At 62.2% G+C, this 22537-nt stretch carries 18 protein-coding genes and 4 tRNA genes; 20 read left to right on the forward strand and 2 right to left on the reverse strand.

All coding sequences use genetic code 11. The annotated features are described in order from the left end of the window. Positions 1–9: 9 nt before the first annotated feature. Positions 10–264 (reverse strand): DUF2790 domain-containing protein, encoded by a 255-nt coding sequence (locus tag CAF92_RS18660; RefSeq protein WP_085601597.1) that lies wholly within the window; start codon positions 262–264, stop codon positions 10–12. Between the two features lie 398 nt (positions 265–662). On the opposite strand from CAF92_RS18660, the gene acs reads away from it, so the two are divergent. From acs to astE, 13 genes are all read left to right on the forward strand, one after another. After that, a complete protein-coding gene (gene acs / locus CAF92_RS18665; protein ID WP_015271271.1) occupies positions 663–2624 on the forward strand; it encodes an acetate--CoA ligase in 1962 nt (653 codons plus the stop codon). Between the two features lie 612 nt (positions 2625–3236). Further along, on the forward strand, positions 3237–4022 hold the full coding sequence (locus CAF92_RS18675) for an ABC transporter substrate-binding protein (RefSeq protein WP_046614631.1): 786 nt from the start codon (positions 3237–3239) through the stop codon (positions 4020–4022). A gap of 88 nt (positions 4023–4110) precedes the next feature. Further along, entirely contained in the window at positions 4111–4800 is a 690-nt protein-coding gene (locus tag CAF92_RS18680) for an ABC transporter permease (RefSeq protein WP_003260113.1), read from the forward strand. Then, positions 4797–5495, forward strand: a complete 699-nt coding sequence (locus tag CAF92_RS18685; RefSeq protein ID WP_046614630.1) for an ABC transporter permease — start codon at positions 4797–4799, stop codon at positions 5493–5495. The genes CAF92_RS18680 and CAF92_RS18685 overlap by 4 nt, the downstream gene beginning before the upstream one ends. A gap of 22 nt (positions 5496–5517) precedes the next feature. Then, positions 5518–6282, forward strand: a complete 765-nt coding sequence (locus tag CAF92_RS18690; protein WP_025340127.1) for an ABC transporter ATP-binding protein — start codon at positions 5518–5520, stop codon at positions 6280–6282. A 98-nt stretch (positions 6283–6380) separates the two neighbouring features. After that, positions 6381–7361 (forward strand): transcriptional regulator ArgR, encoded by a 981-nt coding sequence (gene argR / locus CAF92_RS18695; RefSeq protein ID WP_085601599.1) that lies wholly within the window; start codon positions 6381–6383, stop codon positions 7359–7361. Positions 7362–7906: 545 nt separating this feature from the next. Next, complete coding sequence (locus tag CAF92_RS18700) at positions 7907–9127, forward strand: aspartate aminotransferase family protein (protein WP_046614628.1); 1221 nt, start codon at positions 7907–7909, stop codon at positions 9125–9127. A gap of 147 nt (positions 9128–9274) precedes the next feature. After that, entirely contained in the window at positions 9275–10294 is a 1020-nt protein-coding gene (aruF, locus tag CAF92_RS18705; RefSeq protein WP_085601600.1) for an arginine/ornithine succinyltransferase subunit alpha, read from the forward strand. Between the two features lie 78 nt (positions 10295–10372). After that, positions 10373–11401 (forward strand): arginine N-succinyltransferase, encoded by a 1029-nt coding sequence (gene astA / locus CAF92_RS18710; protein ID WP_013973651.1) that lies wholly within the window; start codon positions 10373–10375, stop codon positions 11399–11401. Continuing rightward, positions 11402–12865 carry a succinylglutamate-semialdehyde dehydrogenase gene (astD, locus tag CAF92_RS18715; protein WP_046614626.1) on the forward strand — a complete coding sequence of 488 codons (1464 nt, stop codon included), beginning with the start codon at positions 11402–11404 and terminating at the stop codon, positions 12863–12865. It begins immediately after the preceding gene. Between the two features lie 23 nt (positions 12866–12888). Then, positions 12889–14238 (forward strand): N-succinylarginine dihydrolase, encoded by a 1350-nt coding sequence (gene astB, locus CAF92_RS18720; protein ID WP_046614625.1) that lies wholly within the window; start codon positions 12889–12891, stop codon positions 14236–14238. Between the two features lie 14 nt (positions 14239–14252). Further along, on the forward strand, positions 14253–14543 hold the full coding sequence (locus CAF92_RS18725) for a topoisomerase II (RefSeq protein ID WP_003256592.1): 291 nt from the start codon (positions 14253–14255) through the stop codon (positions 14541–14543). 10 nt (positions 14544–14553) lie between these two features. Next, a complete protein-coding gene (gene astE, locus CAF92_RS18730) occupies positions 14554–15561 on the forward strand; it encodes a succinylglutamate desuccinylase (RefSeq protein WP_046614624.1) in 1008 nt (335 codons plus the stop codon). Between the two features lie 21 nt (positions 15562–15582). Here astE and CAF92_RS18735 read toward each other — a convergent pair whose 3' ends face one another. Next, positions 15583–16860, reverse strand: a complete 1278-nt coding sequence (locus tag CAF92_RS18735) for a M91 family zinc metallopeptidase (RefSeq protein ID WP_085601601.1) — start codon at positions 16858–16860, stop codon at positions 15583–15585. Between the two features lie 265 nt (positions 16861–17125). Here CAF92_RS18735 and alaS point away from each other — a divergent pair, with 265 nt between their 5' ends. The 7 genes from alaS to CAF92_RS18770 all read left to right on the forward strand — a co-directional run bounded on the left by alaS (position 17126) and on the right by CAF92_RS18770 (position 22067). Beyond that, the gene (gene alaS / locus CAF92_RS18740; RefSeq protein ID WP_046614622.1) at positions 17126–19750 is read left to right on the forward strand and encodes an alanine--tRNA ligase; all 2625 of its coding nucleotides are present in this window, start codon (positions 17126–17128) and stop codon (positions 19748–19750) included. Between the two features lie 83 nt (positions 19751–19833). After that, positions 19834–21069: an aspartate kinase gene (locus tag CAF92_RS18745; protein ID WP_013973645.1), complete on the forward strand. Its 1236-nt coding sequence runs from the start codon at positions 19834–19836 to the stop codon at positions 21067–21069. Between the two features lie 165 nt (positions 21070–21234). After that, a complete protein-coding gene (csrA, locus tag CAF92_RS18750; protein WP_003254503.1) occupies positions 21235–21423 on the forward strand; it encodes a carbon storage regulator CsrA in 189 nt (62 codons plus the stop codon). Positions 21424–21495: 72 nt separating this feature from the next. Next, a tRNA-Ser gene (locus CAF92_RS18755) sits at positions 21496–21586 on the forward strand. Positions 21587–21692: 106 nt separating this feature from the next. Further along, a tRNA-Arg gene (locus CAF92_RS18760) sits at positions 21693–21769 on the forward strand. A gap of 71 nt (positions 21770–21840) precedes the next feature. After that, positions 21841–21917, forward strand: a tRNA-Arg gene (locus tag CAF92_RS18765). A 73-nt stretch (positions 21918–21990) separates the two neighbouring features. Continuing rightward, positions 21991–22067: transfer RNA gene (locus tag CAF92_RS18770), tRNA-Arg, on the forward strand. The last annotated feature ends 470 nt before the right edge of the window (positions 22068–22537 follow it).

Genomic DNA, 22537 nt, shown 5'->3' on the forward strand with positions numbered 1-22537 from the left:
CACAAGGTGTCAGCCGTTCGAGCAGCCGTTCCCCATCACGCGATATTCGAGAATGTGCTTCTGGCCCTTGGAGTCCTCGTAGGTCATGCGGGCTGGCACGACTTCGCACACATTGGGCACTTCGCTTATGGAAATGACGCGGGCAATGTCCAGGTGCTGCGAGTAACTGTACTGTTCAACCGGAATCTGCTCGGCATCTTTGGCTTCGCCGGCCATCGCCGCGCCGCAAAGACTGCCAAGTACCAATACCAGTAAAGCTTTCATTTTCAATTTACCTGTCTAAGGTCGTGAGGGGGCACGCGGCGCTTATGGCGCCGCGAGTATTGCTAGTTTCAACTATCGGGTTTGGATGGGGATTAACGCTTGCCTTCGTGGGGGCTGTTACCAGTTGTTAATCGCCTTGCCGTTGCTGGCGAAGTGAATTTTATGGCTGCCGCCAAGACCGAAACAGTGGGTCTTTTGATAAAGTGTTTTGACAGAATCTGTAACAATCCTCTGATAAACCGCCCCCGTATTTTCTCGTCTGGGCTGTAAGGTGCGTGCCAGAGCGCTTTGTCGGGACGGGCGTACCAAATTACTACCAACGTCGAATGGCTTTTGTCGCTCTGGTACAGTTACAAACGGTTCCATACAAAAACAACTATTACACCGAGGTAACACAGATGAGTGCGGCTCCACTGTATCCCGTTCGTCCCGAGGTTGCGGCCACCACCCTGACCGACGAGGCCACTTACAAGGCCATGTACCAGCAATCGGTGATCAACCCGGACGGCTTCTGGCGCGAGCAGGCCCAGCGCATCGACTGGATCAAGCCGTTCACCAAGGTCAAGCAGACCTCCTTCGACGACCACCACGTCGATATCAAATGGTTCGCCGACGGCACTCTGAACGTTTCCTCCAATTGCCTGGACCGCCACCTTGAAGAGCGCGGCGACCAGCTGGCCATCATCTGGGAAGGCGACGACCCTTCCGAGCACCGCAACATCACCTACCGCGAACTGCACGAGCAGGTCTGCAAGTTCGCCAACGCCCTGCGTGGCCAGGACGTGCACCGTGGTGACGTGGTCACCATCTATATGCCAATGATCCCCGAGGCCGTGGTCGCCATGCTGGCCTGTGCCCGTATCGGTGCGATCCATTCGGTGGTATTCGGCGGCTTCTCGCCCGAGGCGCTTGCCGGCCGTATCATCGACTGCAAGTCCAAGGTCGTGATTACCGCCGACGAAGGCGTGCGCGGTGGCCGGCGTACCCCGCTCAAGGCCAACGTCGACCTGGCGCTGACCAACCCTGAAACCAACAGCGTGCAGAAGATCATCGTGTGCAAGCGCACCGGCGGCGACATTGCCTGGCACCAGCACCGCGATATCTGGTACGAAGACCTGATGAAGGTCGCCTCCAGCCACTGTGCACCGAAAGAGATGGGTGCCGAGGAAGCGCTGTTCATCCTTTATACCTCCGGCTCCACCGGCAAGCCGAAGGGCGTGCTGCACACCACTGGCGGCTACCTGGTATACGCCGCGCTGACCCATGAGCGCGTGTTCGACTATCGCCCGGGCGAGGTGTACTGGTGCACCGCCGACGTGGGTTGGGTCACCGGCCACAGCTACATCGTCTACGGCCCGCTGGCCAACGGTGCCACCACCCTGCTGTTCGAAGGCGTGCCGAACTATCCCGACATCACCCGTGTGTCGAAGATCGTCGACAAGCACAAGGTCAACATCCTGTACACCGCGCCAACCGCCATCCGCGCGATGATGGCCGAAGGGCAGGCTGCTGTTGAAGGTGCCGATGGCTCCAGCTTGCGCCTGCTGGGCTCGGTGGGTGAGCCGATCAACCCCGAAGCCTGGAACTGGTACTACAAGACCGTGGGCAAGGAGCGTTGCCCGATCGTCGACACCTGGTGGCAGACCGAGACCGGCGGCATCCTGATCAGCCCGCTGCCGGGCGCTACCGGCCTCAAGCCGGGCTCGGCAACCCGCCCGTTCTTCGGCGTTGTGCCGGCGCTGGTGGACAACCTGGGCAACCTGATCGAGGGCGCTGCCGAAGGCAACCTGGTGATCCTCGATTCCTGGCCGGGCCAGTCGCGTTCGCTGTACGGCGACCACGACCGTTTCGTCGATACCTACTTCAAGACCTTCCGTGGCATGTACTTCACTGGTGATGGTGCGCGCCGCGACGAGGATGGCTACTACTGGATCACCGGCCGCGTGGATGACGTGCTGAACGTGTCCGGTCACCGCATGGGTACTGCCGAGATCGAAAGTGCCATGGTGGCGCATGCGAAAGTTGCCGAGGCCGCGGTGGTGGGTGTACCGCACGACATCAAGGGGCAGGGCATCTATGTGTATGTCACCCTCAACGCCGGTATCGAGGCCAGCGAGCAGCTGCGCCTGGAGCTGAAGAACTGGGTGCGCAAGGAAATCGGCCCGATCGCCTCGCCGGATGTGATCCAGTGGGCGCCGGGTCTGCCGAAGACACGGTCGGGCAAGATCATGCGCCGCATCCTGCGCAAGATTGCCACGGGTGAGTACGATGCCCTGGGTGATATCTCGACCCTGGCCGACCCGGGCGTGGTGCAGCACCTGATCGATACGCACAAGGCCATGAGCCTGGCTTCGGCCTGATAGAGGGCTGGTGCACGCTGAAGGCTTTGTGCGATCCCTGTGGGAGCGGCTTTAGCCGCGGAGAACCCAGCGCGGTGGATGGCACCGGCGTTGCCGGTGTTCGCGGATGAAGCCGCTCCCACAGGGGAAGGCGTGTGCTGTACCAACAAAACCCCGCCCGGGAAACCGGCGGGGTTTTTGCTTTACTGTTACCCGACATTCATCGGTAACTATTCTGTCACCGGCGCCGCACAAGATCGGGGCGCCAGGAAACAATTCCGGCCTGTTTCGGTGCGTTTTCACAGCCTTTTTTTGCAACGCAGCACGCTGCACTTGCCGTAATACAAGGCTTTGCCAATAATAGGCCCGGGAATTGCTAGTACTATAGGTTCTATTTCTTGCGCTCTTGCATATTTTGCAATGGCTGTCAACATCGCCCGCTTCGGTTTCAAGCGCTTCTGTAAGTAGTTGTCGCTTTGAAGAAATATCGACTACCGGGCTGTCGTTAAAATGCCACTCACTCGCTCGTGGTCTGCGACCTTGGTCGAACCCTGCGCGGCTCGCGTTGTACCCATTCGCATATCGGGCAGCCGTTACCTGCCTTGTATTGCCCAGTACCGATGGAGTTACCTGATGAAGAAGCTCGCACTGCTTGGCGCCCTGGCGCTGTCCGTGTTTTCCCTGGTGTCGCAGGCCGATGAAAAACCGCTGAAAATCGGCATCGAAGCCGCCTATCCACCCTTCGCCTTCAAGCAGCCAGACGGCAGCATTGCCGGTTTTGACTACGACATCGGCAACGCCCTGTGCGAAGAGATGAAGGCCAAGTGCACCTGGGTCGAGCAGGAGTTCGACGGCCTGATCCCGGCGCTGAAAGTGCGCAAGATCGACGCCATCCTGTCGTCCATGTCGATCACCGACGACCGCAAGAAATCAGTCGACTTCACCAAGCGCTACTACCTGACCCCGGCGCGCCTGGTGATGAAGGAAGGTACCGCCGTCAGCGACAGCCTGGATGAGCTCAAGGGCAAGAAGATTGGTGTGCAGCGCGGCTCGATCCACGACCGCTTCGCCAAGGAAGTGCTGGGCGCCAAAGGTGCCACCGTGGTCCCTTACGGCACCCAGAACGAAATCTACCTGGACGTGGCGGCTGGCCGCCTCGATGGCACCGTGGCTGACGCCACCCTGCTGGAAGACGGCTTCCTCAAGACCGACGCCGGCAAGGGCTTCGCCTTCGTAGGCCCGTCCTTCACCGACGCCAAGTACTTCGGTGACGGCATCGGTATCGCCGTGCGCAAGGGTGACAAGGCCAACGTCGACCGCATCAACGCGGCGATCGATGCCATCCGTGCCAACGGCAAGTACAAAGAAATCGAGAAGAAGTACTTCAACTTCGACATCTACGGTCCAGACTCGAACTAAGGCGTCGGGTTTCACCTGTGCAATGGTGCAAACAGCAGAAGCTCTGAGGTTTGCACCATTTTTCATTCTCTAGGTCGAGGACCTCATCATGTTGAAAGGCTACGGGGCAGTCATCCTCGACGGGGCGTGGCTGACGCTTCAGCTCGCCCTGTCGTCGATGGCCCTGGCCATCGTGCTCGGCCTGATCGGTGTGGCGCTGCGCTTGTCGCCGGTGCGCTGGCTGGCCTGGCTGGGCGATCTGTATTCCACGGTGATTCGTGGTATTCCGGACCTGGTCCTGATCCTGCTGATCTTCTACGGCGGGCAGGACATCATCAACCGGGTTGCGCCGCTGCTCGGTTATGAAGACTACATCGACCTGAATCCGCTGATCGCGGGTATCGGTACCCTGGGCTTCATCTTTGGTGCTTATCTTTCGGAAACCTTCCGCGGTGCATTCCTCGGTATCCCGAAAGGCCAGGCCGAAGCGGGCGTGGCGTATGGCATGAGCAACCGCCAGGTGTTCTTCCGCATCCAGGTGCCGCAAATGATTCGCCTGGCGATCCCGGGCTTCACCAACAACTGGCTGGTGCTGACCAAGGCCACCGCGCTGATTTCGGTAGTGGGCCTGCAGGACATGATGTTCAAGGCCAAGCAGGCGGCCGACGCCACCCGCGAGCCTTTCACCTTCTTCCTGGCGGTGGCGGCCCTGTACCTGGTGCTGACCAGCATCTCGCTGCTGGCCCTGAAGTATCTCGAGCGCCGCTACTCGGTGGGCGTCAAGGTGGCTGAACTATGATCTTCGACTACAACGTCGTCTGGGAGGCACTGCCGATGTACTTCGGCGGCCTGCTGACCACCCTCAAGCTGCTGGCGATTTCGCTGTTCTTCGGGCTGCTGGCGGCCATTCCGCTGGGCCTGATGCGGGTGTCCAGGCTGCCAGCGGTCAACCTCGTGGCGTGGCTGTACACCTACGTGATCCGCGGCACGCCGATGCTGGTGCAGCTGTTTCTGATCTACTACGGCCTGGCGCAGTTCGAGGCGGTGCGCGAAAGCTTCCTGTGGCCGCTGCTGTCCAGCGCTACCTTCTGTGCCTGCCTGGCGTTCGGTATCAACACCAGTGCCTATACCGCCGAAATCATCGCCGGCAGCCTCAAGGCCACGCCCCATGGCGAAATCGAGGCGGCAAAGGCCATGGGCATGTCGCGCATGAAGATGTACCGGCGCATTCTGCTGCCGTCGGCCCTGCGCCGGGCGCTGCCGCAATACAGCAACGAAGTGATCATGATGCTGCAGACCACCAGCCTGGCGTCGATCGTCACCCTGATCGACATCACTGGCGCTGCGCGCACGGTCAATGCGCAGTACTACCTGCCTTTCGAGGCCTATATCACGGCGGGCGTGTTCTACCTGTGCCTGACCTTCATCCTGGTGCGCCTGTTCAAGATGGCCGAACGCCGCTGGCTCGGCTACCTGGCGCCGCGCAAGCACTGACCGCTTTGTGAGAATCGACAGCATGTACAAACTCGAAGTCCAAGACCTGCACAAGCGCTACGGCAGCCATGAAGTGCTCAAGGGCGTGTCCCTGTCGGCCAAGGCAGGCGATGTCATCAGCATCATCGGCTCCAGCGGTTCGGGCAAGTCGACCTTCCTGCGCTGCATCAACCTGCTGGAGCAGCCGCACGCCGGCAAGATCCTGCTCAATAACGAAGAGTTGAAGCTGGTACCGGGCAAGGACGGCGCGCTCAAGGCCGCCGACCCGCGTCAGCTGCAGCGCATGCGCTCGCGCCTGTCGATGGTTTTCCAGCACTTCAACCTGTGGTCGCACATGACAGCGCTGGAAAACATCATCGAAGCGCCGGTGCACGTGCTGGGCGTGAACCGCAAGGAAGCCCTGGAAAAGGCCGAGCACTACCTGGCCAAGGTAGGTGTCGCTCATCGCAAGGACGCCTTCCCGGGGCACATGTCCGGCGGCGAGCAGCAGCGTGTGGCAATTGCCCGGGCGCTGGCCATGGAGCCGGAGGTCATGCTGTTCGACGAGCCGACCTCGGCGCTGGATCCGGAATTGGTGGGCGATGTGCTCAAGGTGATGCAGGCGCTGGCCCAGGAAGGCCGCACCATGGTGGTGGTTACCCACGAGATGGGCTTTGCCCGTGAAGTGTCCAACCAACTGGTGTTCCTGCACAAGGGCCTGGTGGAGGAAACCGGCTGCCCGCGCGAAGTGCTTGCCAACCCGCAGTCGGAGCGCCTGAAGCAGTTCCTCTCCGGCAGCCTGAAGTAAAAACTGCAAATTTGCACCAGAATAGGGCATGCTGCGCGGCGAGCGCAGCCTGACCCGGCGCACAGACTCGAACGACCTCAGGTTTCGGACCGCACCCTATGACCACCCAGCGAATCGGTTTTCTCATCTGGCCCAGCACCAGGCCCTTGACCCTGGCGCTGGCCGAGGAAGTGTTGCAGGTGGCGCAGCGGGTGCACCCGGAGGTGGCCTACGAGCTGGTCTTCCTGCAGGCGGAGCCGGCGCAAGAGGGTAGCTGGCGCTTGCCGGGCGACCCTTGGAACGGTCGCCTTGAGGGGTGCCACAAGCTGTTTCTTTTGGCTGACGAGCAGCCGTCGGCGGTGGGGGCGGCGTTGTCGGCGGCGCTCAAGCAGTTGGCGCGCAGTGGCTGCATGATCGGTGGCCTGTCGGCCGGGGTCTACCCCCTGGCGATGCTGGGCCTGCTCGACGGTTACCGGGCTGCGGTGCACTGGCGCTGGCAGGATGATTTTGCCGAGCGCTTCCCCAAGGTGATCGCCACCAGCCACCTGTTCGACTGGGACCGTGATCGCCTGACCGCTTGTGGCGGCATGGCCGTGACCGACCTGCTGCTGGCGGTGCTGGCTCGTGACCATGGAGCGGAGCTGGCCGGAGCGGTGTCGGAGGAGCTGGTGGTCGAGCGCATCCGCGAGGGTGGCGAGCGCCAGCGCATTCCGTTGCAGAACCGCCTGGGCTCCAGCCATCCCAAGCTGACCCAGGCGGTGCTGCTGATGGAGGCCAACATTGAAGAGCCACTGACCACCGACGAAATTGCCCAGCACGTGTGCGTTTCGCGCCGGCAACTGGAGCGTATCTTCAAACAATACCTCAACCGCGTGCCGAGCCAGTACTACCTGGAGCTGCGCCTGAACAAGGCGCGGCAGATGCTGATGCAGACCAGCAAGTCGATCATCCAGATCGGGCTGTCCTGCGGCTTTTCCTCGGGGCCGCATTTTTCCAGTGCCTACCGCAACTTCTTTGGCGCAACGCCGCGGGAGGATCGCAACCAGCGGCGTAGCAGCAGCCCGTTCGAACTGAGCTCGGCGCCTGCCGAAAAAGGCTGAAATTTCGAGGGGGTTCGGGGCGTAGGCCTTGGGTTTGATGGTGCGGCGGAAATCGAACGCCGCCCGCGCGGCGCTTCGCAGCACAAGGCTGCTCCTACATCTGTTTCCGGCCAGTCACGCCTGCACCATCGCACGCGACCGCCTTGTTTGTCCGACGCAATATCGAGATGAACAGCAAGGGGCCGCGCCCTCACCTCAGGAATAACTGGCCTTAAGCAGATGTAGGAGCAGCCTTGTGCTGCGAAGCGCCGCGCGGGCGGCGCTCGATCTCACAGGCGCCACACGAACCTCGCCGAACATCCCGCACGATTCACCAGGCATCCCGCCCCTCACAAACCTTCGTGTACACCCGTTCACCCAGCCCCCTCTCTCCCGTACACTGCGCGATTGCGACAGTGTTTGTCGCATTGCCGAAAGCCTTGCCAAAACTGGGTTTTGCGCTGTAACAAGTTGTCGCTTGGCCGCAAGGACAGGCGCGGATCAGTCCTTACAATCCCCCCATCGCTCGCCACTTCCAGGCCAGCGTTCCTCTTCAGGAGACTCAGATGTCCGTTGAGCAAGCCCCGGTGCAACGTGCCGATTTCGACCAGGTCATGGTCCCCAACTATTCTCCGGCGGCCTTCATTCCTGTGCGAGGCGAGGGTTCCCGCGTCTGGGACCAGTCGGGTCGCGAATTGATCGACTTTGCCGGTGGTATCGCGGTCAACGCCCTGGGCCACTGCCACCCGGCACTGGTCAAGGCCCTGACCGAGCAGGCCAACACCCTCTGGCATGTATCCAACGTGTTCACCAACGAGCCGGCCCTGCGCCTGGCCCACAAGCTGGTGGACGCAACCTTTGCCGACCGAGCGTTCTTCTGCAACTCCGGCGCCGAGTCCAACGAGGCCGCCTTCAAGCTGGCCCGTCGCGTTGCCCATGACCGCTTCGGCCCGGAAAAGCACGAAATCATCGCCACCGTGAACAGCTTCCACGGCCGTACCCTGTTTACCGTCAGCGTCGGTGGCCAGCCGAAGTACTCCGATGGCTTCGGCCCGAAGATCACCGGCATCAGCCATGTGCCGTACAACGACCTGGAAGCGCTGAAGGCACAGATTTCCGACAAGACCTGCGCCGTGGTGATCGAGCCTATCCAGGGCGAGAGCGGCGTGGTGCCGGCCGACAAGGCCTACCTGGAGGGCGCGCGCAAACTGTGTGACGAACACAACGCCCTGCTGATCTTCGACGAAGTGCAGACCGGCGTTGGCCGTACCGGTTCGCTGTATGCCTACCAGCACTACGGCGTTACCCCGGACATCCTCACCAGCGCCAAGAGCCTGGGCGGCGGTTTCCCTATCGGTGCCATGCTGACCACCACCGAGCTGGCCAAGCACCTGGCCGTCGGCACCCACGGCACTACCTACGGCGGCAACCCGCTGGGTTGCGCTGTCGCCTGCGCGGTGCTGGACGTGGTCAACACCCCGCAAACCCTGGCCGGCATCAAGGCCAAGCATGAGCGCTTCAAGGTCCGCCTGGAGCAGATCGGCCAGAAGTACAACCTGTTCAGCCAGGTGCGTGGCGTTGGCCTGCTGCTGGGCTGCGTGCTGACCGAGGCCTGGAAAGGCAAGGCCAAGGACGTGCTCAACGCCGCCGAGAAAGAAGGCGTGATGGTGCTGCAGGCCGGCCCGGACGTGGTCCGCTTCGCGCCAAGCCTGGTGGTTGAAGACGCCGACATCGACGAAGGCCTGGACCGCTTCGAGCGCGCCGTGGCCACCCTGACCAAGGGCTGATCCGCCTGCAGTCCCTTCACCGGCCCTGGCCCAGGCTCAACCCGAGTCTGCACCGGGCCGGTGATACCCGATTCCAGTGCAGGTGCCGGTGCACCTGCCGTTTTCCCGTGCTGCCGTGAGCGGCCCGTATTCCAAAGGAGTGACACCATGCTGGTGATGCGCCCCGCGCAAATGGCTGATCTGAACGAAGTGCAGCGCATGGCTGCAGACAGCCCCATTGGTGTCACCTCGCTGCCGGACGACACCGCTCGCCTGGGCGACAAGATCGCCGCATCCGAGACTTCCTTCGCCGCCGAGGTCAGCTTCAACGGTGAAGAAAGCTACTTCTTCGTGCTCGAGGACAGCGAAACCGGCAAGCTGGCCGGTTGCTCGGCCATCGTAGCTTCGGCCGGCTACTCCGAGCCGTTCTACAGCTTTCGTAACGAGACCTTCGTGCACGCCTCGCGCGAGCTGAAGATCCATAACAAGATCCACGTGTTGTCGCTGTGCCATGACCTGACCGGCAACAGCCTGCTGACCAGCTTCTATGTGCTGCCGGAACTGGTGAACAGTGGCTGGGCCGAGCTCAATTCACGTGGCCGCCTGCTGTTCATGGCCGCTCACCCGGAGCGTTTCGCCGACTCGGTGGTGACCGAGATCGTCGGCTACAGCGACGAGCAGGGTGAGTCGCCGTTCTGGGATGCCATCGGGCGCAACTTCTTCGACCTCAATTACGCCGACGCCGAGCGCCTGTGCGGCCTTAAAAGCCGCACCTTCCTCGCCGAACTGATGCCGCACTACCCGATATACGTGCCGCTGCTGCCTGACCTGGCTCAGGAAGCCATGGGCCAGGTACATCCGAGGGCGCAGATTACCTTCGACATCCTCATGCGCGAAGGCTTCGAGACCGAGCACTACATCGACATCTTCGATGGTGGCCCGACCTTGCATGCGCGTACCTCGGGCATCCGCTCGATCGCCCAGAGCCGGGTGGTGCCGGTGAAGCTCGAGGACACCCCGGTCAAGGGCGGGCGCCCGTACCTGGTGTGCAACGGCCAGTTGCAGGACTACCGCGCTGTACTGCTGGACCTGGACTGGGTGCCGGGCAAACCCGTCAGCCTGAGCCCTGCAGCCGCCGAGGCGCTGGGGGTGGGCGAGGGGGCCAGCGTGCGTCTGGTTGCGGTCTGAGGTCTGGCGACAGACGTTTCGGGATTGATGCGTTAGAAGAGTTTCGCGCCGGCCGCCGCCGCCGCAAAAGGAGATAGCATGATCGTTCGTCCTGTACGCAGCAGCGATTTGCCTGCGTTGATCGAATTGGCACGCAGCACCGGTACCACCGGGCTGACCACGCTGCCGGCCAACGAAGAGCGCCTGGGGCATCGTGTTGGCTGGGCGGAAAAGAGCTTCCGTGGCGAAGCCGAGCGTGGCGACACCGACTACCTGTTCGTGCTGGAAAACGACGAAGGCATGGTGGTGGGCATCAGTGCCATCGCCGGTGCCGTCGGCCTGCGCGAACCTTGGTACAACTACCGGGTCGGCCTGACCGTCAGCGCCTCGCAGGAGCTGAAGATCTACCGCGAAATCCCCACCCTGTTCCTGGCCAACGACCTGACCGGCAACTCCGAGCTGTGCTCGCTGTTCCTGCGCAGCGACTATCGCTCCGGCCTCAACGGCCGCCTGCTGTCGCGGGCGCGCATGCTGTTCATCGCCGAGTTCCCCGAGCTGTTCGGCAAGAAGATCATCGCCGAAATGCGCGGCATGTCCGACGAGCAGGGCCGCTCGCCGTTCTGGGAAAGCCTGGGCCGGCACTTCTTCAAGATGGAGTTCAGCCAGGCCGACTACCTCACCGGCGTGGGCAACAAGTCGTTCATTGCCGAACTGATGCCGAAGTTCCCGTTGTACACCTGCTTCCTCTCCGAAGCGGCGCGCAACGTGATCGGCCGCGTGCACAAAGACACCGAGCCGGCGCTGGCCATGCTCAAGCAGGAAGGCTTCAACTATCAGGGCTACGTCGACATCTTCGATGCCGGCCCCGCCATCGAGTGCGACACCTCCAGGATACGCGCCGTGCGCGAAAGCCAGACCCTGGTGCTGGCGGTGGGCACGCCGGGCGATGACGCGACGCCTTACATCATCCACAACCGCAAACGCGACGACTGCCGCATAACGGCCGCACCTGCGCGGCTGGCTGCCGGTACCCTGGTGGTCGACCCCCTGACCGCCAAGCGCCTGCGCATGGGTGCCGGTGACAACGTGCGCGCCGTGCCGCTGTCGGCAAGCCGGGAGGCCCAGTAAATGACCACGCATTACATCGCAGGCAATTGGCAGGTTGGCCAGGGTGAAACCCTGCAGTCGCTCAACCCGGTGACGCAAGCCGTCGTCTGGGAGGGGCAGGGCGCTGACGCCGGCCAGGTGGATGCCGCCGTGCAGGCTGCGCGACAGGCCTTCCCGGCCTGGGCGCAATTGAGCCTGGAAGCGCGTATCGATGTGCTGGAGAAGTTTGCCACGCAACTGAAAGCGCATGCCGAAGCCATGGCCCAGTGCATCGGCGAGGAAACCGGCAAGCCTCTGTGGGAGTCGGCGACCGAAGTCACCAGCATGATCAACAAGGTAGCGATCTCGGTGCAGAGCTACCGCGAGCGCACCGGCGAGAAGAGTGGCCCGCTGGCCGATGCCACGGCCGTGCTGCGGCACAAGCCCCACGGTGTGGTGGCGGTGTTCGGCCCGTACAACTTCCCCGGCCACCTGCCCAACGGCCATATCGTGCCGGCGCTGCTGGCGGGCAACTGCGTGGTGTTCAAACCCAGCGAGCTGACGCCCAAGGTCGCTGAGCTGACCGTCAATTGCTGGATTGCCGCCGGGCTGCCGGCGGGGGTGCTCAACCTGGTGCAGGGCGCGCGCGAAACCGGTGTGGCGCTGGCCGCCAACCCGGGGATCGACGGCCTGTTCTTCACCGGTTCCAGCCGCACCGGCAACCTGCTGCACCAGCAGTTCGCTGGCCGCCCGGACAAGATCCTGGCCCTGGAAATGGGCGGCAACAACCCGCTGGTGGTGGATGAGGTCAAGGACCTGGATGCGGCGGTGTATACCATTATCCAGTCGGCGTTCATTTCCGCCGGCCAGCGCTGCACCTGCGCCCGTCGTCTGCTGGTGCCGCAAGGCGCCTGGGGCGATGCGCTGATCGCGCGGCTGGTCGAGGTGAGCCGATCCATCACGGTCGGCGCGTTCGATCAGCAGCCGGCGCCGTTCATGGGCTCGGTGATTTCACTGCAGGCAGCGCGAGCGTTGATTGCAGCCCAGGCCGAACTGGTCGCCAAGGGTGCCGTTAAGCTGCTGGAAATGACCCAGCCACAGGCCGATGCCGCACTGCTGACCCCGGGCATTGTCGATGTCACCGCTGTGGCCGAGCGCCCGGACGAAGAGTTCTTCGGCCCGCTGTTGCAGGTGATCCGCTATGCCGACTTCGATGCCGCCATCGATGAGGCCAACAACACCCAGTACGGCCTGGCCGCCGGCTTGCTGTCCGACTCCCGCGCCCGTTACCAGTACTTCTGGCTGCGCAGCCGCGCCGGCATCGTCAACTGGAACAAGCAATTGACCGGTGCCGCCAGCAGTGCACCGTTCGGCGGCGTGGGCGCCAGTGGCAACCACCGCGCCAGCGCCTATTACGCGGCGGACTACTGCGCTTACCCCGTGGCTTCGCTGGAGACCGCCAGCCTTGCCTTGCCGGCGACCCTGACGCCGGGCATCACCCTATAACAACAGGTCACGGAGCCTAGCCGATGAAATCCTACGAAGTGAATTTTGATGGCCTGGTGGGGCCTACCCACAACTATGGCGGCCTGTCCTACGGCAACGTGGCTTCGCAGAGCAACAGCCAGCAGGGGTCCAACCCGCGCGAAGCCGCGCGCCAGGGCCTGGCGAAGATGAAAGCGCTGGCCGACATGGGCTTCAAGCAGGGCGTGCTGGCGCCGCAGGAGCGCCCGGACGTGGCCGCACTGCGCCGCCTGGGCTTCGGCGGCAGCGACGCCGAAGTGATCCAGCGCGCCGCCAGGGAGGCCATGCCATTGCTGGTGGCCAGCTGCTCGGCCTCGAGCATGTGGGTGGCCAACGCCGCCACAGTCAGCCCCAGTGCCGACACCGCCGATGGCCGCGTGCACTTCACCGCTGCCAACCTCAACTGCAAGTACCACCGCAGCATCGAGCACCCAACCACCAGCCGCGTGCTGGGTGCCATGTTCAGCGATGACAAGCACTTTGCCCACCACGAGGCACTGCCTGCCGTGGCGCAGTTCGGTGACGAGGGTGCGGCCAACCACACGCGCTTCTGCCGTGCGTATGGCGAGGCCGGCGTGGAGTTCTTCGTCTACGGCCGCAGCGCCTTCGACAGCCGCTACCCGGCGCCGCAGAAGTACCCGGCCCGGCAAACCCTGGAAGCCTCCCAGGCCGTGGCCCGGCTGCATGGCCTGCGCGATGACGGCGTGGTCTACGCTCAACAGAACCCGGCCGTGATCGACCAGGGCGTGTTCCACAACGATGTGATTGCGGTGGGCAACGGCGAGGTGCTGTTCTATCACGAGGACGCTTTCCTCGACACCGACGCGGTACTTGGCCAGCTGCGAGCTAAACTGGCCAGCAAGGGTGGCAACTTCCAGGCCATCTGCGTGCCACGGGCAGCGGTGACGGTGGAGGACGCGGTGCGTTCCTATCTGTTCAACAGCCAGCTGCTCAGCCGCGACGACGGCTCCATGCTGTTGGTGGTGCCGGAAGAGTGCCGCAACAACGAGCGGGTCTGGGCCTACCTGGGCCAGTTGACCAGCCAGGGCGGCGCGGTGAAAGAGGTCAAGGTATTCGACCTCAAGCAGAGCATGCAGAACGGCGGTGGGCCGGCTTGCCTGCGTTTGCGCGTGGCGTTGAAGGAAACGGAACTGGCAGCGGTCAACCAAGGCGTTATCATGACCGCCTCGCTGTACGACACCCTGCTGCTGTGGGTCGACAAGCATTACCGCGATCGCCTTGGCGAGGCGGACCTGGCCGACCCGCAGTTGCTGGTGGAATGCCGTACGGCACTGGACGAATTGACCCAGATCCTGAAGTTGGGCTCGGTGTATCCGTTCCAACGCCAACCTTGAAGAGAGACTTTGCAATGACCGACGCCCTGCGCCTTATCCTGGAAGATGAAGACGGCACCCAGCTGGAAACTTCCTGCACCCGCTTTGCCGTGGTCTGGCAAGGCAAGGAAGTGTGGATTCAGCAGGATGGTCGTGGCCAGCTGTTGATCGGCGTGGATGTCGAGGAAGACGACACCGAGTACGCCAACCTGCTGCTGCGCCCGATGGCCACCAACCTGGTCAGCCTGCAGCTGGAAATGGAACCGGCGGAGGTCGGCGAAGACGACGATCACGTCCATGGCCCCGACTGCGGCCACCACCACTAAGGAAGTACCTATGCTCGCCCTTGGCAAATTGCTTGAGCTGACCCTCACCGATCACGAACCGGCCGAGAAGACCCAAGTGACAACCAAGGGCGCGCGTTTGCGCTGGCTGGGGGAGGGCGCGCTCGAAGTGCGCCCGGCCGAAAACGAGGATTGCGGGCTGGATTTGCTGTTGTCCGCCGGCATCCACGGCAACGAAACGGCACCGATCGAGTTGCTCGAGCGGCTGCTGCATGGCGTGGCCAACGGCAAGATCATACCCAAGGCCCGGGTGCTGTTCCTGTTCGGCAACCCGGCAGCTATCCGCAAGGGCGAGCGCTTCATCGAGCAGGACATCAACCGCCTGTTCAACGGGCGCCACGAGCTGTCCAGTGGCTTCGAGGCATTGCGTGCCGCCGAGCTTGAACAGTTCGCCCGGGTGTTCTTCAGCAAGCCGGGGCGCAGCCGCCTGCACTACGACCTGCATACCGCCATCCGTGGCTCGAAGATCGAGCAATTTGCCTTGTACCCTTATAAAGAGGGGCGCAAGCATTCCCGTCGCGAGCTGGTACGGCTGGCGGCGGCGGGCATGGAGGCAGTGTTGCTGCAGAGCAAGTCTTCAATCACGTTCAGCGCCTTCACCTACGAGCAGCTGGAGGCCGAGGCCTTTACCCTGGAACTGGGCAAGGCCCGACCGTTCGGGCAGAACGAGCTGGTCAACCTCGACAAGCTGGAAGCGAGGCTGATCCGCATCATCGAAGACACCGAGCCGCAGGGCGAAAGCTCGCTGGATGGCCTGCAGCTGTTCAGCGTGTCCCGCGAGATCATCAAGCACAGCGACAGCTTCCACCTGCATCTGCCGGCGGACATCGAGAATTTCTCCGAGCTGAGCAAGGGCTACCTGCTGGCCGAGGACCTGGCCGAGACGCGCTGGGTGGTCGAGGAGGAGGGCGCGCGCATCATTTTCCCCAACCCCAAGGTCAAGAATGGCCTCAGGGCGGGGATTCTGATCGTTCCTGACTCCGGCCAGCGACTGGGCTGAGCTGGCCCCGGTACCCTGGGCTCACGGCTGTGTGCGCAGTTCCAGTTGCAGCGCCTGGCGCAGCCCGTTTTCAGTGAAGGCGGGTGGGTTGGTGTTCAGGACGGTGCTGCCGCCAAATGTGAACTTGCAATCGGTGGGCAAGCCGATGCTCTGCAGCAGCAGGTTGTCCACCGGATAAGTGCCGTTTTTCCCTGGAACCTCGGTCTGGCCCGGAAAGACGGTGCCAGTCATCGAGTTCCAGCCTTGGCACAGACAGCGGTACAGGTCGAGTAGCGGCAGTTGCGCAGCGGTCGACCAGCCAGGGTTGTAGGCCAGGGTGCCGCCGCTGTAGCCCCAGCTACTCTGGTTTTCGTCGATGATGAAGTGGCCTTCGTCTTCATCTTCTTCGTGGTCGCTGGGTGTATAGGTCGTGAATTGGTGTCTGGATGCTTCGATCAGGCTGATCGGTGTCCCGGACTGCCCGGCCTTTTTATCCAGGGCCGCCAGCAGCGCCTGGCCGCAGGGTAGTTTGCGCAGTAGCTCCAGCGCATCCTGTGCTGCTTGCCTGAACGGGTCGCTACCCGTCACTCGCACACCGATATTGCCCAGGGCCTGATGTTCGACCGTCACGGGCCGGGCCAGTCGTGCATCGTTTTCGGTATCACGGTAGAGCTCGACCCTGGAGGACTCGCGGCCAAGCAGGCGGTGCCCCGTGACGTTGACAACCGCGTCGCCCTTGTCGATGAGTACCGGGCCGCTACCGACCACAATCTGGTGCGTGCCGGTATGGGCGTCGATGTGGACGATACCTGCGCCGGTGTCGATCCTGTTGCCGCTCCCTATCATGTCGATCAGCACCGTCTTCTTCACCTCCGGGGCGATGACGACGTGGTGATTGCCATCGGTGAGGCGAATGGCGATGGCTTGGGCGGTATGCGCGACGACCATGAATACCGCATCGTTGATGGTCACTTCCAGCAGGCATTCGCGAGGGGCAATACGTACGCGCTTTTGCTGCCCATCCGCGCGCAGCGCACGCGGGGCCACGTTGAAGACCAGCAGTTCGCTGTTCTGGGTGTTGCGGCGATAGCGTCGCCCCAGCGGGTAAGTGTGTTCCAGGGTGATTCGCACGTTGGAGTCAGCCTGGATGTACTTGACCTCGGTCTGCTGCTGGGGGTTGTCTTCATTGGGAAAGGCGGTCTGGGCGTAACCAGGTTCGCGAGCATCTATGTAGTAGATCGGGTTCGGATTGGCCAGGGTAGCCTCGTGAGGCAGTGGGTGTGGATCCGAGTGGAGTTTGGACAGGTTCAGCTCAGGCATGGAGGGCTCCGGCAGCGAAGGTGGGCCAGCAGGATCCCGTTCCGCTGCGCGGGTCAGGTGTTGCTTATGTACCGCATGGGCAGGCCTGCAGGTCCGCTTTGCCGCCTTGGGCGTGCTCATGAACGGCTTTTCATCCGCCGATTGCTGTTCTGGTGTACAAACACACTGTATCTCCCGTTCAGGCTGGCTATAATGGCGCCCTTTGCCGTCGTTTCGTCGATTCGACGTATTAGCCCAAACGGCCGCCGTTTCCGTGGAAGAACCTATGAAAAGCGCAGAAATCCGTGAAGCCTTCCTTCGCTTCTTCGAAGAGCAGGGACATACCCGAGTCGCCTCCAGTTCGCTGATCCCGAACAACGACCCGACCCTGTTGTTCACCAATGCCGGCATGAACCAGTTCAAGGACTGCTTCCTCGGTGCGGAGAAGCGTGCCTACACGCGTGCCGTCAGCAGCCAGAAGTGCGTGCGCGCCGGCGGCAAGCACAACGACCTGGAAAACGTCGGTTACACCGCGCGCCACCATACCTTCTTCGAAATGCTGGGCAACTTCAGCTTCGGTGACTATTTCAAGCGCGATGCCATTACCTTCGCCTGGACCTTCCTGACCTCGGAAAAATGGCTGAACCTGCCAAAGGAAAAGCTCTGGGTCACCGTCTACGCCACTGACGACGAAGCCTACGATATCTGGACCAAGGAAGTCGGCGTGCCGGCCGAGCGCATGGTGCGCATCGGCGACAACAAGGGCGCCCCGTACGCCTCCGACAACTTCTGGACCATGGGCGACACCGGCCCGTGCGGCCCGTGCACCGAGATCTTCTACGACCACGGCCCGGACATCTGGGGCGGCCCACCCGGTTCGCCGGAAGAAGACGGCGATCGCTACATCGAGATCTGGAACAACGTCTTCATGCAGTTCAACCGCACCGCCGATGGCGTGCTGCACCCGCTGCCTGCGCCGTCGGTGGATACTGGCATGGGCCTGGAGCGCGTCAGCGCCGTGCTGCAGCACGTGCACTCGAACTACGAGATCGACCTGTTCCAGAACCTGCTTTCCGCCGCGGCCAAGGCCATCGGTTGCAGCAATGAGGGGCAGGCCTCGCTGAAAGTGGTCGCCGACCACATCCGTTCGTGCGGCTTCCTGATCGCCGACGGCGTGCTGCCGTCCAACGAAGGCCGTGGCTACGTGCTGCGCCGCATTATTCGTCGCGCCTGCCGCCACGGTAACAAGCTGGGTGCCAAAGGCAGCTTCTTCTACCAGATCGTTGCCGCGCTGGTCGCCGAAATGGGTGAGGCCTTCCCGGAACTGAACAGCCAGCAGGCGCACATCGAGCGCGTGCTCAAGGCTGAAGAAGAACAGTTCGCCAAGACCCTGGAGCAGGGCCTGCGCATCCTCGAGCAGGACCTGGCCCAGCTGAAGGGCGACGTGGTGCCGGGCGACGTGGTGTTCAAGCTGTACGACACCTACGGCTTCCCGATGGACCTGACCGCCGACATTGCCCGCGAGCGCGAGCTGACCATCGACGAAGCCGGTTTCGAGCGCGAGATGGACGCCCAGCGTGAGCGTGCCCGTTCCGCCAGCGCCTTCGGCATGGATTACAACAGCCTGGTCAAGGTCGACAGTGCCACCGAGTTCCTCGGCTACGAGGCCACCGAAGGCCAGGGCAAGATCATCGCCCTGTACAAGGACGGCCAGGCCGTCGACCAGCTGGGTGAAGGCGAGCAGGGCGTGGTCGTGCTCGATCGCACGCCGTTCTACGCCGAATCCGGTGGCCAGGTGGGCGACACCGGCTACCTGCAGGCTGGCGCTGCGCGCTTCGATGTGCGCGACACTACCAAGACCGGTGGTGCCTTCCTGCACCATGGCGTGGTTGCCAGCGGCGCGCTGGTGATCGGTTCGCCGGTCGAGGCCAAGGTCGATGCCGAGGTGCAGCACGCCACCTCGCTGAACCACTCTGCCACCCACCTGCTGCACGAAGCGCTGCGCCAGGTACTGGGCGAGCACGTGCAGCAGAAAGGCTCGCTGGTCGACAGCCAGCGCCTGCGTTTCGACTTCAGCCACTTCGAAGCGGTGAAACCGGAGCAGATCAAGGCCCTGGAAGACATCGTCAACCGCGAAGTGCGCAAGAACACTGCGGTGGAAACCGAACTGACCGACATCGAAACCGCCAAGGCCAAGGGTGCCATGGCGCTGTTCGGCGAGAAGTACGGCGACACCGTGCGTGTGCTGAGCATGGGCGGCGATTTCTCGGTGGAGCTGTGCGGCGGTATCCACGCCAAGCGCACCGGTGACATCAGCCTGTTCAAGATCATCAGCGAAGGCGGCGTGGCCTCTGGCGTGCGCCGCATCGAAGCGGTCACCGGCGCTGCTGCGCTGGCCTACCTGAACGCTGCCGAAGAGCAGGTCAAGGAAGCCGCCCAGCTGGTGAAGGGTAACCGCGACAACCTGATCGACAAGCTGTCGGCTGTGCTCGAGCGCAACCGCCAGCTGGAGAAGCAGCTGGAACAGCTGCAGGCCAAGGCCGCCAGCGCCGCCGGGGATGATCTCTCCAACGCGGCCGTTGAGGTCAAGGGCGCCAAGGTGCTCGCCGCCCGCCTGGATGGGCAGGACGGCAAGGCCCTGCTGGCGCTGGTCGATCAGCTGAAGAACAAGCTCGGCCACGCAGTGATCCTGCTGGGCAGCGAGCATGAGGGCAAAGTCGTGCTGGTGGCCGGCGTGACCAAGGACCTCTCCAGCCAACTCAAGGCTGGCGATCTGATGAAACAAGCCGCTGCGGCGGTGGGTGGCAAGGGCGGTGGCCGTCCGGACATGGCCCAGGGTGGCGGCGTCGACGTCGCTGCACTGGACCAGGCCCTGGCGCTGGCCGTGCCATTCGCAGAGCAGGGACTTTGAGATGAAGGGGCCGGCGGTCTAGTCGCGGCCTCTTCATGTTGGATTGTTTTTTGGGGCCCTGTATGGGCTGAGGCACCATTGAAATGGCGTTGATCGTACAGAAATTTGGCGGCACCTCTGTCGGTTCCATCGAGCGGATCGAGCAGGTAGCCGATAAGGTCAAGAAACACCGTGAGGCGGGCGACGACCTGGTGGTTGTGTTGTCGGCAATGAGCGGTGAAACCAATCGCCTGATCGACCTGGCCAAGCAGATCACCGATCAGCCGGTTCCGCGTGAACTGGATGTGATCGTGTCGACCGGTGAGCAGGTCACCATTGCCCTGCTGACCATGGCCTTGATCAAGCGTGGTGTGCCAGCGGTGTCCTACACCGGCAACCAGGTGCGCATTCTCACTGACAGCGCGCACAACAAGGCGCGCATCCTGCAGATCGACGACCAGAAGATTCGTGCCGACCTCAAGGAAGGCCGCGTGGTCGTGGTAGCGGGCTTCCAGGGCGTCGACGAGCACGGCAGCATCACCACCCTGGGCCGTGGCGGCTCCGACACCACGGGTGTGGCCCTGGCGGCTGCGCTGAAGGCTGATGAGTGCCAGATCTACACCGACGTCGATGGCGTCTACACCACCGACCCGCGCGTTGTGCCACAGGCCCAGCGCCTGGAGAAGATCACCTTCGAAGAGATGCTGGAAATGGCCAGCCTCGGTTCCAAGGTGCTGCAGATCCGTTCGGTGGAGTTCGCCGGCAAGTACAACGTTCCGCTGCGCGTGCTGCACAGCTTCAAGGAGGGTCCGGGTACCCTCATTACCATTGATGAAGAGGAATCCATGGAACAGCCGATCATTTCCGGTATCGCCTTCAACCGTGATGAAGCCAAGCTGACCATTCGCGGCGTGCCGGACACTCCGGGCGTGGCCTTCAAGATCCTCGGCCCGATCAGCGCCTCGAACATCGAGGTCGACATGATCGTGCAGAACGTTGCCCACGATAACACCACCGACTTCACCTTCACCGTGCACCGCAACGAGTACGAGAAGGCGCAGAGCGTGCTGGAAAACACTGCCCGCGAAATCGGTGCCCGTGAAGTGATCGGTGACACCAAGATCGCCAAGGTCTCGATCGTTGGCGTCGGCATGCGTTCGCACGCCGGTGTTGCCAGCCGCATGTTCGAAGCCCTGGCCAAGGAGAGCATCAACATCCAGATGATCTCCACCTCCGAGATCAAGGTTTCGGTCGTGATCGAAGAGAAGTACCTGGAGCTGGCCGTGCGCGCGCTGCACACCGCGTTCGAACTCGACGCTCCGGCACGACAGAGCGAGTAATACGCTGCCTGGAAGGGCGCGGCTTGCCGCGCCCTTCGCGTTTCTGCTCGCCACGCAGGCCTGTCCTGCCCTGGGTGACGAGCAACCGGGCCCTGGTCGTCGTCCACGACCAGGCCGCGACACCCAAGACTGTTACCCCTGAATGTTTTGCGTAAGGAGAAAGCTATGTTGATTCTGACTCGTCGGTGCGCCGAGAGCCTGATCATTGGAGACGGCGAGATCACCGTGACGGTGCTCGGCGTCAAAGGCAACCAGGTGCGTATTGGCGTCAGCGCCCCGAAGGAAGTGGCTGTGCACCGCGAGGAAATCTACCTGCGGATCAAGAAAGAGAAGGACGAGGAGCCAAGCCTTTAATTTTTTTGAAGTTTTTTTCAAAAAAAGGGTTGCAAACGAGGAAGAGCCTGTTTAATATTCGCCTCGTGTTGCGGTGAGGTGGCCGAGTGGCCGAAGGCGCTCCCCTGCTAAGGGAGTATACCTCATAAGGGTATCGGGGGTTCGAATCCCCCCTTCACCGCCATTATTCGCTTAGGGCGCTGTAAACGGTAAGAACGCTAAGTAGTTGATTTTAAACGAAAAAGTTCTTGCAAAAATGTTTCAGCGACCTATAATGCGCGGCAAGACACGGACTCATAGCTCAGCTGGATAGAGTACTCGGCTACGAACCGAGCGGTCGGAGGTTCGAATCCTCCTGAGTCCGCCACTTTTGAAGTGGCTTTGTTTGCAAGGCTACTTCAATCAACCAGTGGTAATCTGGTCTAAAAATACCATCGCGGACTCATAGCTCAGCTGGATAGAGTACTCGGCTACGAACCGAGCGGTCGCAGGTTCGAATCCTGCTGAGTCCGCCACTTTTTGAAGTGGCTCTGCTTGCAAAGGCACTTCAGTCAACCAGTGGTAACCTGGTCTAAAAAGTACCACCACGGACTCATAGCTCAGCTGGATAGAGTACTCGGCTACGAACCGAGCGGTCGGAGGTTCGAATCCTCCTGAGTCCGCCACACAAAATCAAGAAGCCCGCTCAATAGAGCGGGCTTTTTGTTTTTCTGCGCCAATGAATTGTTGCTGATGTCCATCTACGCTCTTCTGTAATGATTGTGGTGTAGCTCGGGGCCGCCATGCGGCCCATCGCCGGCGAGCCAGCTCCCACAGGACTCGCGCTGCTCTCTGGACTGTGTCGTCCCTGTGGGGGCTGGCTTGCCGGCGAAAGGGCTGCAAAGCAGCCCCGAATTCGATCAGGTATCGCATACACATCCAGGCACACAACAAATGTGCTTTAACCGCCAGACCCACCGTCGCACTGATAGCTTCGAGCCTTGTCCCAGCTTTATCACGCAAACGATTGTTCTGGCCAAAATTTTAAGCGATCTGACAGCTTTAGCAGTGTATGATTGCGCCCGTCAGCCCCGCCGGGGCTTGTGGAAAACCACCATGGACTTACCCAGTAGTTACTCGCTAACAAGATTCATAC

It is taken from the genome of Pseudomonas sp. B10(2017) (genome assembly GCF_002113295.1).
In the GTDB taxonomy this organism is placed as follows: Bacteria; Pseudomonadota; Gammaproteobacteria; order Pseudomonadales; family Pseudomonadaceae; genus Aquipseudomonas; species Aquipseudomonas pudica.

Coding starts and splice junctions, on each gene's coding strand:
- CAF92_RS18660 (WP_085601597.1), bottom strand. CDS start 264: ATGAAAGCTTTACTGGTATTGGTACTTGGCAGTCTTTGCGGCGCGGCG.
- acs (WP_015271271.1), top strand. CDS start 663: ATGAGTGCGGCTCCACTGTATCCCGTTCGTCCCGAGGTTGCGGCCACC.
- CAF92_RS18675 (WP_046614631.1), top strand. CDS start 3,237: ATGAAGAAGCTCGCACTGCTTGGCGCCCTGGCGCTGTCCGTGTTTTCC.
- CAF92_RS18680 (WP_003260113.1), top strand. CDS start 4,111: ATGTTGAAAGGCTACGGGGCAGTCATCCTCGACGGGGCGTGGCTGACG.
- CAF92_RS18685 (WP_046614630.1), top strand. CDS start 4,797: ATGATCTTCGACTACAACGTCGTCTGGGAGGCACTGCCGATGTACTTC.
- CAF92_RS18690 (WP_025340127.1), top strand. CDS start 5,518: ATGTACAAACTCGAAGTCCAAGACCTGCACAAGCGCTACGGCAGCCAT.
- argR (WP_085601599.1), top strand. CDS start 6,381: ATGACCACCCAGCGAATCGGTTTTCTCATCTGGCCCAGCACCAGGCCC.
- CAF92_RS18700 (WP_046614628.1), top strand. CDS start 7,907: ATGTCCGTTGAGCAAGCCCCGGTGCAACGTGCCGATTTCGACCAGGTC.
- aruF (WP_085601600.1), top strand. CDS start 9,275: ATGCTGGTGATGCGCCCCGCGCAAATGGCTGATCTGAACGAAGTGCAG.
- astA (WP_013973651.1), top strand. CDS start 10,373: ATGATCGTTCGTCCTGTACGCAGCAGCGATTTGCCTGCGTTGATCGAA.
- astD (WP_046614626.1), top strand. CDS start 11,402: ATGACCACGCATTACATCGCAGGCAATTGGCAGGTTGGCCAGGGTGAA.
- astB (WP_046614625.1), top strand. CDS start 12,889: ATGAAATCCTACGAAGTGAATTTTGATGGCCTGGTGGGGCCTACCCAC.
- CAF92_RS18725 (WP_003256592.1), top strand. CDS start 14,253: ATGACCGACGCCCTGCGCCTTATCCTGGAAGATGAAGACGGCACCCAG.
- astE (WP_046614624.1), top strand. CDS start 14,554: ATGCTCGCCCTTGGCAAATTGCTTGAGCTGACCCTCACCGATCACGAA.
- CAF92_RS18735 (WP_085601601.1), bottom strand. CDS start 16,860: ATGCCTGAGCTGAACCTGTCCAAACTCCACTCGGATCCACACCCACTG.
- alaS (WP_046614622.1), top strand. CDS start 17,126: ATGAAAAGCGCAGAAATCCGTGAAGCCTTCCTTCGCTTCTTCGAAGAG.
- CAF92_RS18745 (WP_013973645.1), top strand. CDS start 19,834: ATGGCGTTGATCGTACAGAAATTTGGCGGCACCTCTGTCGGTTCCATC.
- csrA (WP_003254503.1), top strand. CDS start 21,235: ATGTTGATTCTGACTCGTCGGTGCGCCGAGAGCCTGATCATTGGAGAC.